This is a genomic window from Chelatococcus sp. XZ-Ab1 (assembly GCF_029309855.1).
Classification (GTDB): Bacteria; Pseudomonadota; Alphaproteobacteria; order Rhizobiales; family Beijerinckiaceae; genus Chelatococcus_A; species Chelatococcus_A sambhunathii.
Genome location: NZ_JARKII010000010.1, coordinates 127219 through 139454 on the forward strand (window position 1 = coordinate 127219; position 12236 = coordinate 139454).

The window sequence follows — 12236 nt, forward strand, 5'->3', positions numbered from 1 at the left end:
GGAGCATTCACTGCGGACGTGCACCTTGGCGGATCAAGACGACATCGAGAACGGCGGCAGCGACCGCGAGCCGCCCGGCGGCGATATCAAGCCGGTCTCCATCATCGATGAAATGAAGCGCAGCTACCTCGATTACGCCATGAGCGTGATCGTGAGCCGTGCCCTGCCGGATGTGCGCGACGGCCTCAAGCCCGTGCACCGGCGCATCCTCTTCTCGATGCACGAGAACGGCTACACGCCGGACAAGCCCTACCGAAAATCGGCCCGCATCGTCGGTGACGTGATCGGTAAGTATCACCCGCACGGCGACCAGTCGATCTACGACGCCCTCGTGCGCATGGCGCAGGATTTCTCCATGCGCCTGCCGCTCGTCGACGGGCAGGGCAACTTCGGCTCGGTGGACGGCGACCCGCCGGCGGCTATGCGCTATACCGAATCGCGGCTTGCCAGGGCGGCAATGTCCCTGATCGAGGATATCGACAAGGACACGGTCGATTTCAACGACAACTACGACAATACGGAGCAGGAGCCGTCGGTTCTGCCGGCGCGTTTCCCGAACCTGCTCGTCAACGGCGCCGGCGGCATCGCCGTCGGCATGGCCACCAACATCCCGCCGCATAATCTCGGCGAGGTGGTCGATGCCTGTGTCGCCTATATCGACCGGCCCGAGATCACCGACGAGGATCTGATCGAGATCGTGCCCGGCCCGGACTTCCCGACCGCGGCGACGATCCTCGGCCGCTCGGGCATCCGAGCGGCCTACACGACCGGGCGCGGCTCCATCATCATGCGTGCCCGGAGCGTGGTAGAGGAGGTGCGCAAGGACCGCGAGGCAATCGTCGTCACGGAAATTCCGTACCAGGTGAACAAGGCGGCGCTGATCGAGAAGATCGCCGATCTGGTACGCGAGAAGCGCATCGAAGGCATTTCGGACCTGCGCGACGAATCCGACCGCGACGGCATGCGCATCGTCATCGAACTGAAGCGCGATGCGGTGGCGGACGTCGTCCTCAACCAGCTCTACCGCTACACGCCCATGCAGACGAGCTTCGGCGCCAACATGGTGGCGTTGAACGGCGGCCGGCCGGAGGTGATGACGCTGCGCGACATGATCGTCGCCTTTGTCGATTTCCGTGAGGAGGTGGTCTCCCGCCGCACAAAGTTCCTGCTCAACAAGGCGCGCGATCGCGCCCACGTGTTGGCGGGTCTTGCCATTGCCGTCGCCAATATCGACGAGGTCATCCACCTCATCCGCACGGCGCCGGACCCGAACTCGGCGCGCGAGGCGCTGATGGCGCGCGACTGGCCGGCCGGCGACGTCGCGCCGCTCATCGCCCTTATCGACGATCCGCGCCACCGGGTGAGCGAGAACGGCACCTATCGCCTGTCGGAGACGCAGGCGCGTGCCATCCTCGACCTGCGCCTGCAGCGCCTGACGGCCCTCGGCCGCGACGAGATCGCCGACGAGCTCAACAAGCTCGCCGAGGAGATCAGCGACTATCTCGACATCCTGCGCTCGCGCGCGCGCATCATGGGCATCGTGAAGGACGAACTCGCCGCCGTGCGCGATGCCTTCGCCACCCCGCGCAAGACCGAGATCCTCGACTGGGCGGCGGATGTAGAGGACGAGGATCTCATCCAGCGCGAGGACATGGTCGTCACCGTCAGCCATGCCGGCTACATCAAGCGCGTGCCGCTGACGACCTACCGGGCCCAGCGGCGCGGCGGCAAGGGCCGCAGCGGCATGCAGACACGCGACGAGGATTTCGTCTCGCGCCTTTTTGTCGCCAGCACGCACACGCCAGTGCTCTTCTTCTCCTCGCATGGCCAGGTGTACAAGGAGAAGGTGTGGCGCCTGCCGCTTGCGGCGCCGAACGCCCGCGGCAAGGCGCTCATCAACATGCTGCCGCTCGACGAGGGCGAGCGCATCACCACCATCATGCCCCTGCCGGAGGACGAGGCGAACTGGGCGTCGCTCGACGTGATGTTCGCCACGGCGCGCGGCAACGTCAGGCGCAACAAGCTGTCCGACTTCGTGCAGGTGAACCGCGCCGGCAAGATCGCCATGAAGCTTGACGAGGGGGATTCCATCGTCGATGTGCAAATCTGCACCGAGCATGACGACGTGCTCCTGACGACGGCGCTCGGCCAGTGCATTCGCTTCCCGGTGCCGGAGGTGCGCGTCTTCAAGGGCCGCGATTCGACCGGCGTGCGCGGTATCTCGCTCGGCGATGGGGACAAGGTCATCTCGCTCGCCATCCTGCGCCATATGGATGCGACGGCGGACGAGCGCGCGGCCTATCTCAAGCTCGCCAATGCCGCGCGCCGCGCGGCCAACGGTGACGGCGCGGAGGAAGAGCTGGATGTGGAGGAGGGCTCGGCCGACAGCGCCTTGTCGCAGGAGCGCTATGCGCTCATGGGCGCGGCCGAGCAGTTCATTCTCACGATCTCGGAGAACGGCTACGGCAAGCGTTCATCGGCCTACGAGTACCGGGTCACCGGCCGCGGCGGCAAGGGCATCGTGGCGATGGCCGTCAACGGTCGCAACGGATCGCTGGTGGCGTCCTTCCCCGTCGAGGCGAGCGACCAGATCATGCTGGTGACCGACGGCGGCCAGCTCATCCGCTGCCCGGTCGACGGCATTCGCATCGTCGGCCGCTCCAGCCAGGGCGTCATCGTCTTCAACACGGCCGAGGACGAGCGCGTTGTCTCCGTTGAAGGCATCAGCGACGAGAGCGAGGATGGGGGCGATGGCGGGGAGGCCTCGACCGAGGCGTGATATGCGTCAATGCCTGCAGCGGGGGCGAGGGCTCGACGCTGCAGGCAGGGACAGGCATGCAACGGAATGTGTGCAAGGGAAAGGGGTGTGCCGCCCCCTGCCTGCCTAGACCTCGAACAGCCGTCCCAGTTCTCCGATGTCCTCCAGATCCTGGAGCAGTGCCGGAGCGTCTGCTGCGTCTTCGGCCAGTTCTGCCGAAGCATTTGTTTCGTCCGCTATGGCCCGGCCGTCCGAAGCGACGGAATCGGCTTTCGTCCGCGGAGTATAGCCTGCAATCTCGATGCCATTCTGGACCGATTCCTCCCTGAGAATGCTCAGGAAGTCAGCGGCGTCCAGCTTTCCGGTGCCGAGTTCTCCGAGCGTGTATGAGCCATCCGGCGAAACAGTTATTTCGTTTGTGCTGACGATATCCGTCGTGACCTTCGGATTGAGCATGAGCTCTGCAAGCGGATATCCTTTTCCGTTGCGTCCTTCCTGCCCCAGTGCGGTCAGGATGCTCGTATTGCGATTGTCGGGACCGGAAGCCCAGATGATCTTTCCCCCACCAGCCTCGTTGACCTGCCTGGCGAGATCGTCCACCAGCTTGTAGCCGTCGACGCCTCCGTTCAGGCGATTGTTCAAGCTGCTGCCGTTCAAATGGACCATCGTGCGGTTCGCGTAGATGCCGTCGGGCTGCCGGTCCGTGAGGACCAGCAGGGCGGAACAGGACGTCAACCGATTGGTTTCCAATGCCGTGCTGGCATCATGCGCGGCCGCCCAGTAATTTATCGGGACGTAGGCCGCAGCGTCCCCGTCGCCATTGCGCTTGGCTCTGCCCGGCGCGGCCACGGCGCTGGTGAACAGGTCATTCTGAGTTCGGCCATTCGCTGCCGACATCGCCGGGGATGAAGCCGCTTGGCTTGTTTCCGACCATGCTTTTGCTTCTTCTGAGAGTGTTCCTGGTGTGATGTGTCTGTAATGGTTTGAATATTGAAAATTGTTATGTATCATATCACTTCTCACATAATCTCATTTGTTAATTGATGCGGGGAATTTGATATTGAATAATGCGCGGTCCCGGCTTGAATGGTAGCCGAGCGGGAGCGATCAGGAACCATTCGACAGTGTGAAAACTGAATGCGCGATGCCGCGCCTTGTTTGAGCTTCCATCTGGTCGCTGTGCCGGGCAGGCGTCCGCCTGTGCGGCGCTGGCATTGCCAGCCGATGGATTGGTCCCTTTCCGTCGGAGCCGAAGGCGGGGGAGTCTCAATCGTTCTCGAGGGCCTTGCGGATGCCGGCGAGCTTCTCGCGGGTTGCCGCCGAGACCAGCGGGAAGGCGAGGTCGAGCTTGCGCATTTCGCTGATGATGGCGGCCATGACGGTGACGCGGGTGAACCACTTGTCGTCGGCCGGCACCACGTACCATGGCGCCTGCTCGGTCGCCGTGGCGCGGATGGCGGCCTCGTAGGCCTGCATGTAGGCGTCCCAGTGTTGGCGCTCGTCGACATCCTTCACGTCGAATTTCCAGTTCTTGGACGGGTCGTCGATGCGGGCGATGAGTCGCTTCTTCTGCTCTTCCTTGGAGACGTTGAGGAAGAACTTCAGAACCTTCGTGCCGTTGCGCGACAGGTAGTCCTCGAACAGGCAAATGTCCTTCAGCCGCTCATCCCAGATGGACCCGGTGACGAGGCGCATCGGCAGTCGCTGCCGCGCGAGGATCTCCGGGTGAACGCGCACCACCAGCACCTCTTCGTAGTACGAGCGGTTGAAGATGCCGATGCGGCCGCGCTCCGGCAGCCGGCAGGTGGTGCGCCACAGGAAATCATGGTCGAGTTCCTCGTCGGAGGGAGCCTTGAACGGATGCACCTGGCAACCCTGCGGGTTGATGCCGGACATCACATGCTTGATCGCTCCGTCCTTGCCGGCGGCGTCCATCGCCTGAAAGATGAGCAGGATTGACCATTCGTTCTGGGCGAAGAGCTTTTCCTGCATCTCGCGCATGTGGGAGATGCCCTCGTCGAGCTTCGCCTTGGCTGCGGCCTTGCTGATGTCGAAGCCGTTGGTGTCGCGCGGGTCGTGTTTCGACAGTCGGAACTTGCTTCCGTCGGTGATGCGGAAGGGGGCAAGGAAGGCGTCGATGTCCGGCATGGGCGACTCCCGCAGCAGGAAAGGACTAGGATAACGGGCCCGGCCGGTTTATCCAGCGCAGGGCGCCGCCAGGGAGATTCCATGTCCGTACGCACCGCTCTCTATGCCGGCTCGTTCGATCCCGTCACCAACGGGCATCTCGATGTCGTGCGCAATGCCTGCCGCCTCGTCGACAGGCTGGTCATTGCCATCGGCGTCCATCCGGGCAAGACGCCGCTCTTCCGCGCCGAGGAACGGGCTGAGATGCTGGAGGAAGAGTGCGGGCCGCTGGCGCAGGAACAGGGAGCCGAACTCGCCGTCGTCACCTTCTCCGATCTCGTGGTGGAGGCAGCGCGCCGCAACGGCGCCAGCCTGCTCATCCGCGGGCTGCGCGACGGCACCGATCTCGATTACGAGATGCAGATGGCGGGCATGAACGAGGTCCTGGCGCCAGACGTGCAGACCGTTTTCCTGCCGGCGTCTCCCATCGTGCGCCCCATCACCGCCACGCTCGTGCGGCAGATCGCGGCGATGGGCGGCGATGTCTCGCGTTTCGTGCCTCACCGGGTGGCCGCCCGCCTTCAAAGACGTTTCGCCGGCGGCTGAGCCGGCCCGGATCAGGAGAGCCTCATGCCGCGTTTGCTGCTCGCGCTTGCCGCCTTCATGTCCCTCATCGTCGCGCCCGCGCTCGTCACGCCGGCCATGGCGCAGGCGAAACTCGACCCCGAGAACACGATCTATCTCGACACCAAGGACGGGCGCGTCACCATCCGCCTCAGGCCAGATCTCGCGCCGATGCACGTTGAGCAGATCAAGAAGCTGACGCGGGCCGGCTTCTATGACGGCATCGTCTTCCACCGCGTCATTGACGGCTTCATGGCTCAGACCGGCGACCCGACGGGCACCGGCACCGGCGGCTCGCAGTTGCCGGACCTGCCGGCCGAGTTCTCCAACGCCCCCTTCAAGCGCGGCACGCTCGGCATGGCGCGGGCGCAGGATCCAAACTCTGCCAACTCGCAGTTCTTCATCTGCTTCGACGATGCGTCCTTCCTCAACGGCCAGTACACCGTCTTCGGCGAGGTTGTCTCGGGCATGGATGTGGTCGACAAGATCAAGAAGGGCAGCAAGGCCCGCAACGGCGCGGTCGACAACCCGGACAAGATCGTCCGCATGCAGGTCGCCGCAGACGCCAAGTGAAAGGCGCCCTGCAGACCCGGATGCCGGACCGGGGCGATTCACGGCTCGTTCAACCAGGAGACAAGAGATGACGACCGATCCCGAAAACACCATCGTCATGGAGACCACAAAGGGCCGCGTCGTCATCGCGCTGCGGCCGGATCTCGCGCCGAACCACGTGGCACGTATCAAGGAGTTGGCGCGGGCCGGCTTCTATGACGGCATCGTCTTCCACCGCGTCATCGACGGCTTCATGGCCCAGGTCGGTTGCCCGCACGGCACCGGCACCGGCGGCTCGGACCTGCCGGACCTGAAGGCCGAGTTCAACGCGGAGCCGCACGTGCGCGGCACCTGCTCGATGGCCCGTACCCAGAATCCCAACTCCGCCAACTCGCAGTTCTTCATCTGCTTCGACGACGCGCGCTTCCTCGACCGGCAGTACACCGTCTGGGGCAAGGTCGTCGAAGGCATGGAGAACGTCGACCAGCTGAAGCGCGGCGAGCCCGTGCGTGACCCCGACAGCATCGTCTCGATGCGTGTCGTGGCCGACGCAGCGTGACGTCCTGAAGCCTGGAGCCAAGGGGCGAGCCATTTGGCTCCAGGCAAGAGCCGCGTCGTAGCCGGGCTTCGACGCGTGGATGTCCGCGACAGCCGCAAGCATGATGCGGCCTTCATGCCAGGCTCCGCGAGTAGGACCGCCGCCGAATGTCAAACGATGCACTGGCAAGCCTGCCCCTCACCGCTTAAGTCCTGCCGCGAAGAACCTTCGTTTCACCCAGGAAGAACCGTTGCGCGTCGATCTGTTCGACTTCGAACTGCCCGATGAGAGCATCGCCCTGCGGCCGGCGAGCCCGCGCGACAGCGCGCGCATGCTCGTGGTGCGTCCCGATGGAGAAAGGCTGCTCGCGGATCGGATCGTACGCGAACTGCCGGATTTGCTGGCGCCGGGCGATGTGCTCGTCCTCAACGACACTCGCGTCATCCCGGCGCGTCTTGCCGGCATCCGCGTGCGCGGCGAGGCCGTGTCCCACGTCGAGGTGACGCTTCACAAGCGCGAGGGCGCCGATCTCTGGCGCGCCTTTGCCCGCCCCGGCAAGCGCCTCAAGGTAGGCGACCGCATCCGCTTCGGCGAGGAGGGCGAGAACATGGCCTGCCTGCTCGCCGCCCTCGATGCGGAGGTAGAAGAGAAGAGCGACGGTGGCGAGGTGCTGCTGCGCTTTGCCTTCTCGGGGCCGGCGCTCGACGAGGCGATTGCCCGCCTCGGCCATGTGCCGCTGCCGCCCTACATCGCCTCGAAGCGGCCTGACGATGCCGCAGACCTCAGGGATTACCAGACCATCTACGCTCGCCACGACGGCGCCGTCGCTGCGCCGACCGCGGGCCTCCACTTCACGGACGAGCTTTTCTGCGCGCTCGATACGCGCGGCATCGCGCGGCGCTTCGTGACGTTGCACGTCGGCGCCGGTACCTTCCTGCCGGTCAAGGCTGAAGATACGCGCGATCATCGCATGCACGCCGAATGGGGCACCATCGACGACACGACGGCTGCCGCGCTGAATGCCGCGCGCGCCGAGGGGCGGCGTATCGTTGCCGTCGGCACGACGGCCCTGCGCCTGCTCGAAAGCGCCGTGCGCCCGGACGGTACCTTCGAGGCATGGCGCGGGGACACGTCGATCTTCATCACGCCGGGCTATCGCTTTCGCGCCGTCGATGTGCTGATGACCAACTTCCACCTGCCGCGCTCGACGCTCTTCATGCTGGTCTGTGCCTTCGCCGGCATGGAGACGATGAAGGCGGCTTATGCCCACGCCATCGCGGCGGGCTATCGCTTCTATTCCTATGGCGATGCCAGTCTGCTCTTCCGCGCGCCGGAGCCGCCAGCATGACCGTTTCCTTCACCTTCACCCCCGGCAAGACGAGCGGCTCCGCCCGAACAGGCGAGATCCGCATGCCGCGGGGTGTCATCCGCACACCGGCCTTCATGCCCGTGGGCACGGCAGCCACCGTCAAGGCCATGTATCCCGACCAGGTGAAGGCGCTGGGGGCGGACGTCGTCCTCGGCAACACCTATCACCTCATGCTCCGTCCGGGGGCCGAGCGGGTGGCCGCGCTCGGCGGCCTGCACAAGTTCATGAACTGGCCCTATCCGATCCTGACGGATTCCGGTGGTTTCCAGGTCATGTCGCTGGCACAGCTGCGCAAGATCGATGAGAACGGCGTCACCTTCCAGTCCCATCTCGACGGGTCGACGCATGTTCTCACGCCCGAACGCTCCATCGAGATCCAGGGCCTGCTCGGCTCCGACATCCAGATGCAGCTCGACGAATGCGTGAAGCTGCCGTGCGAGGAGGCAGTGGCGGAGAAGGCGATGCGCCTCTCCCTGCGCTGGGCCGAGCGCTGCAAGGTCGCCTTCGGCACGCAGCCCGAGCGGGCGTTGTTCGGCATCGTGCAGGGCGGCGAGGTCCCGCGTCTGCGCATCGAGAGCGCGCGCGAACTCGTCGACATGGGGCTCGACGGCTATGCCATCGGCGGCCTTGCTGTGGGCGAACCGCAGCCTGTCATGCTCGCCATGATCGAGACCGTGATGCCTCATCTCCCGGCCGGCAAGCCGCGCTATCTCATGGGCGTCGGTACACCGGACGATATCGTCGAAGCCGTGCGTCGCGGCATCGACATGTTCGACTGCGTCATGCCCACGCGGGCTGGCCGGCACGGCCTCGCCTATACCCGCTTCGGCCGCATCAATCTGCGCAATGCCTGCCATGCCGAGGATTCACGGCCGCTCGACCCCGATTCCAAGTGCCCGGCCTCGAACACCTACAGCCGCGCGTATCTGCACCACCTCGTCAAGGCGGGCGAGATCCTCGGCATGATGCTGCTGACGTGGAACAATCTCGCCTATTATCAGGATCTCATGTCCGGCCTGCGCCGCGCCATTGCGGACGACCGTCTCGACGACTTCATCGCCGAGACGAAGGCAGCCTGGGCGCGCGGCGAGAAGGGCGGGGACGCCACCGCCTGAGCCGCCTCACCAGACGGGCGAGCCGGGGGTAACGAAGAAGCCGTCGTCAGCCTCCGTCGCCCCGCCCATGGCTGCCGCCAGCGTCTCCTCGATGCGCCGCGCGATGCCGATGCGATAGTGCATCGGATCCCAGTAGTTGCTGTCCTCACGCGTCACGGGCGACGATCGGCGGAAATCGAGGAGCAGCGCGCCGTGGCGCTGCGCAATCTCGGCGAGCATGGCCTTGCAGGCCTCCTCGTGCATGACGGCCTTGCTGCCTGGCCGCGGCTGCACGGCGACATGCACCGGCGGCAGCAGGATCATCTTGCGCGTCGTGGCCGGTGCGCGTGCGAGCATGGCATCGAGCCATGCGAGCGCCGGAAAGCGCCAGCTCTTACGCTCCGCCTCGCTCACCGTCTCGGCGGGCACGACGGATGTCACGGCCTCGGGGGCATGCCCCTGCCAGATGTGCATGCGCGCGCGGGAAAGGTCGTAGGTGTCCTCCGGCGGCACGAAGACCTCGTAGCCGTCGCCGCGGATGCGCTCGTCCATGAGGCCGAGCCGATAGGCTGCCACCCGCAGGGCGATCTCGAGATTCTTGGAATTGAAGAGATGGGCCCAGTCGTTGAGCCGGTCGTCGTCGTAGAGCCAGGGCGGGAAGGGGCGGGGCGTCAGGCGCTTGGCCTCGCTGTCGGCGTCGCGGTCGCACCAGGGCGCGTCGATGCCGAAGACGAGCGTCCCCGGCGCCGGCGTATGGCGCAGGAACAGGTCGGCGATCTGCATCTGTTCCCATGGCGTGGCGGCATTCATCGCAAGATTGGCGAAGCGCCCGCCGAGGAGCTTATCGAGCCGCTGCGGATCGAGGAGACGTACGGTCGAAGTCCCGAAGACGGCGGAGGAATAACGTCCGCTGCGCACGATTTGCGGATAGACGTAGCGCTGGTTGATGTCCATGAGCGGACCCGGCTCGCCCGCGCCGCGCCTGACGCCGTAGGGATCGAAGCCGGCGATGACGCCATAGGTCAGCGCGGCGAACGCGAGCGTGGCGAGGACGAAGGTGAGGCTGAAGCGCCTCGCGACCGTCTCGTCCTTGGGGCCGCCGGGCCTGTCCGGCGGCATGCCTGCGCCTGATGTCATCTGCAATCCCTTGCCGGTCAGGGACTTGGCGGTGGTGAGCGCGCTGGGGCTCGAACCCAGGACCTACTGATTAAAAGTCAGTTGCTCTACCGGCTGAGCTACGCGCTCGCTCTGGTCCGCCTCAGATACGGGGAACGCCGGGGGCGGTCAACCACCTTGGCCCTGTGCTGCGGAGCTTTCGAGATCGAGTCCACCGCTGCGCAGGAAGCCCTCGAGCCAGTGGATGTCGTAAAGCCCGTTCTGGATGTCCTGGTTGCGCACCAGCGTGCGGAACAGCGGCAGCGTCGTGTCGATGCCGTCGACGACGAACTCGTCGAGCGCGCGGCGCAGGCGCATCAGGCACTCGTTGCGCGAGCGGCCGTGCACGATCAGCTTGCCGACGAGCGAATCGTAATGCGGCGGAATGCGGTAGCCCTGGTAGACCGCCGAATCAACGCGCACGCCGAGGCCACCGGGCGGATGATAATAGGTGATCGTGCCGGGCGAGGGACGGAAGGTCGCCGGATGTTCGGCATTGATGCGGCACTCGATGGCATGGCCCTCGATCTGCACATCCTCCTGGCGGATGGACAGGGGATGGCCGGCGGCGATGCGAATCTGCTCGATCACGAGATCGATGCCGGTGATCATCTCCGTCACCGGATGCTCCACCTGGATACGGGTGTTCATCTCGATGAAGTAGAACTCGCCGTTCTCGTAGAGAAACTCGACCGTGCCAGCCCCGAGATAGCCGAGCTTCTTCATCGCGTCGGCGACGATGGACCCGATCCGGTCGCGCTCGGCGCGGTTGAGGGCGGGCGAGGGACCTTCCTCCCACACCTTCTGGTGCCGCCGCTGCAGCGAGCAATCGCGCTCGCCGAGGTGGATGGCGCCGCCCTGGCCGTCGCCGAGCACCTGCAGCTCGATGTGTCGCGGCTTCTCGAGATATTTCTCGATATAGACGGCATCGTCGCCAAAGGCCGCCTTCGCCTCCGCGCGCGCGGTCTGCAAGGCGTGCGGCAGCTCATCGGCGTTGCGGGCCACCTTCATGCCGCGCCCGCCGCCACCGGCCGCCGCCTTGATGAGGACGGGAAAGCCGATCTCGGCCGCGACGCGCCGGGCCTCGTCGTCGTCGCTGATGCCGCCCTCCGAGCCCGGCACGCAGGGAATGCCGAGGCGCTTTGCCGTGCGCTTGGCCTCGATCTTGTCGCCCATAAGCCGGATGTGCTCGGCCTTGGGGCCGATGAAGGTGATGTTGTGGTCGCTCAGCATCTCGGCGAAGCGGGCGTTCTCGGACAGAAAGCCGTAGCCGGGATGGACCGCATCGGCGCCCGTGATCTCGCAGGCCGAGATGAGCGCCGGCATGTTGAGATAGCTGTCGCGCGCGGTGGGCGGGCCGATGCACACGCTCTCGTCGGCGAGGCGCACATGCATGGCATCGGCGTCGGCTGTCGAATGGACGGCGACAGTGGCGATGCCGAGCTCCTTGCAGGCCCGAAGGATGCGCAGGGCGATTTCGCCGCGATTGGCGATGAGGACCTTGTCGAACATGCGGAGAGCCTCACTCGATGACGAGGAGCGGCTCGCCATACTCCACCGGCTGCCCGTCCTCGACCAGGATCGCCGTGACCGTGCCGGAGCGTGGCGCCAGGATGTCGTTGAAGGTCTTCATGGCCTCGACGAGGAGCAGCTTGTCGCCGGCCTCGACGCGCGCACCCACCTCCACGAAGGGCTTCGCCTCCGGCGAGGGGCGGCGATAGGCGGTGCCGACCATCGGCGAGGTGACGGCGCCGGGGTGATCGGCGCCCGGCTTGCCGGCCGGCGGCGCCGGCGGGGCGGCGACCGGTGCCGGAGCGGGATTGTGGGCGACGGCAGCGACCGGGGCGGCAGCCACGGGAACGGACACGTTCGCCGTCAGGTGGCGTGCGACGCGGATGCGCAGATCGCCCTTTTCCACCTCAATCTCGGAGAGATCGGTGTCGGCGATCAGCTGCGCGAGCTCGCGCACGAGGCTCGGGTCGATCGGGTTCTGTTTTGCGGTGGCCATCGTCTGAATGT

General features: G+C 65.7%; 11 protein-coding genes and 1 tRNA gene. 6 read left to right on the forward strand and 6 right to left on the reverse strand.

All coding sequences use genetic code 11. The features are described 5' to 3' along the window. The first annotated feature begins 25 nt into the window (after positions 1-25). A complete protein-coding gene (gene gyrA, locus P2T65_RS15725; RefSeq protein WP_055458388.1) occupies positions 26-2779 on the forward strand; it encodes a DNA gyrase subunit A in 2754 nt (917 codons plus the stop codon). A gap of 105 nt (positions 2780-2884) precedes the next feature. Here the strand turns inward: gyrA and P2T65_RS15730 are convergent, their stop codons facing one another. Then, positions 2885-3769: a hypothetical protein gene (locus P2T65_RS15730; protein ID WP_276200151.1), complete on the reverse strand. Its 885-nt coding sequence runs from the start codon at positions 3767-3769 to the stop codon at positions 2885-2887. 255 nt (positions 3770-4024) lie between these two features. Further along, positions 4025-4906 (reverse strand): polyphosphate kinase 2 family protein, encoded by an 882-nt coding sequence (locus P2T65_RS15735; protein ID WP_276200152.1) that lies wholly within the window; start codon positions 4904-4906, stop codon positions 4025-4027. Between the two features lie 81 nt (positions 4907-4987). On the opposite strand from P2T65_RS15735, the gene coaD reads away from it, so the two are divergent. From coaD to tgt, 5 genes are all read left to right on the forward strand, one after another. After that, entirely contained in the window at positions 4988-5491 is a 504-nt protein-coding gene (gene coaD, locus P2T65_RS15740; protein WP_063186222.1) for a pantetheine-phosphate adenylyltransferase, read from the forward strand. A gap of 24 nt (positions 5492-5515) precedes the next feature. After that, positions 5516-6082 (forward strand): peptidylprolyl isomerase, encoded by a 567-nt coding sequence (locus P2T65_RS15745; protein WP_096335193.1) that lies wholly within the window; start codon positions 5516-5518, stop codon positions 6080-6082. Between the two features lie 67 nt (positions 6083-6149). Then, positions 6150-6620 carry a peptidylprolyl isomerase gene (locus tag P2T65_RS15750; RefSeq protein WP_055458385.1) on the forward strand — a complete coding sequence of 157 codons (471 nt, stop codon included), beginning with the start codon at positions 6150-6152 and terminating at the stop codon, positions 6618-6620. A gap of 229 nt (positions 6621-6849) precedes the next feature. Then, positions 6850-7947 (forward strand): tRNA preQ1(34) S-adenosylmethionine ribosyltransferase-isomerase QueA, encoded by a 1098-nt coding sequence (queA, locus tag P2T65_RS15755; RefSeq protein WP_276200153.1) that lies wholly within the window; start codon positions 6850-6852, stop codon positions 7945-7947. Continuing rightward, positions 7944-9083 carry a tRNA guanosine(34) transglycosylase Tgt gene (gene tgt, locus P2T65_RS15760; protein WP_055458383.1) on the forward strand — a complete coding sequence of 380 codons (1140 nt, stop codon included), beginning with the start codon at positions 7944-7946 and terminating at the stop codon, positions 9081-9083. The genes queA and tgt overlap by 4 nt, the downstream gene beginning before the upstream one ends. A 6-nt stretch (positions 9084-9089) precedes the next feature. Here tgt and P2T65_RS15765 read toward each other — a convergent pair whose 3' ends face one another. The 4 genes from P2T65_RS15765 to accB form a co-directional block, all read right to left on the reverse strand. Next, entirely contained in the window at positions 9090-10199 is a 1110-nt protein-coding gene (locus P2T65_RS15765) for a hypothetical protein (protein ID WP_276200154.1), read from the reverse strand. A 32-nt stretch (positions 10200-10231) separates the two neighbouring features. Continuing rightward, a tRNA-Lys gene (locus P2T65_RS15770) sits at positions 10232-10307 on the reverse strand. Between the two features lie 39 nt (positions 10308-10346). Then, complete coding sequence (gene accC / locus P2T65_RS15775) at positions 10347-11729, reverse strand: acetyl-CoA carboxylase biotin carboxylase subunit (RefSeq protein ID WP_055458382.1); 1383 nt, start codon at positions 11727-11729, stop codon at positions 10347-10349. A gap of 10 nt (positions 11730-11739) precedes the next feature. Further along, on the reverse strand, positions 11740-12225 hold the full coding sequence (accB, locus tag P2T65_RS15780; protein ID WP_055458381.1) for an acetyl-CoA carboxylase biotin carboxyl carrier protein: 486 nt from the start codon (positions 12223-12225) through the stop codon (positions 11740-11742). Positions 12226-12236: the final 11 nt, after the last annotated feature.

Excerpts from the sequence above, each read along its gene's own strand:
- P2T65_RS15730 (WP_276200151.1), bottom strand. The coding sequence starts at position 3,769 with ATGATACATAACAATTTTCAATATTCAAACCATTACAGACACATCACA.
- P2T65_RS15735 (WP_276200152.1), bottom strand. The coding sequence starts at position 4,906 with ATGCCGGACATCGACGCCTTCCTTGCCCCCTTCCGCATCACCGACGGA.
- coaD (WP_063186222.1), top strand. The coding sequence starts at position 4,988 with ATGTCCGTACGCACCGCTCTCTATGCCGGCTCGTTCGATCCCGTCACC.
- P2T65_RS15745 (WP_096335193.1), top strand. The coding sequence starts at position 5,516 with ATGCCGCGTTTGCTGCTCGCGCTTGCCGCCTTCATGTCCCTCATCGTC.
- P2T65_RS15750 (WP_055458385.1), top strand. The coding sequence starts at position 6,150 with ATGACGACCGATCCCGAAAACACCATCGTCATGGAGACCACAAAGGGC.
- tgt (WP_055458383.1), top strand. The coding sequence starts at position 7,944 with ATGACCGTTTCCTTCACCTTCACCCCCGGCAAGACGAGCGGCTCCGCC.
- P2T65_RS15765 (WP_276200154.1), bottom strand. The coding sequence starts at position 10,199 with ATGACATCAGGCGCAGGCATGCCGCCGGACAGGCCCGGCGGCCCCAAG.
- accC (WP_055458382.1), bottom strand. The coding sequence starts at position 11,729 with ATGTTCGACAAGGTCCTCATCGCCAATCGCGGCGAAATCGCCCTGCGC.
- accB (WP_055458381.1), bottom strand. The coding sequence starts at position 12,225 with ATGGCCACCGCAAAACAGAACCCGATCGACCCGAGCCTCGTGCGCGAG.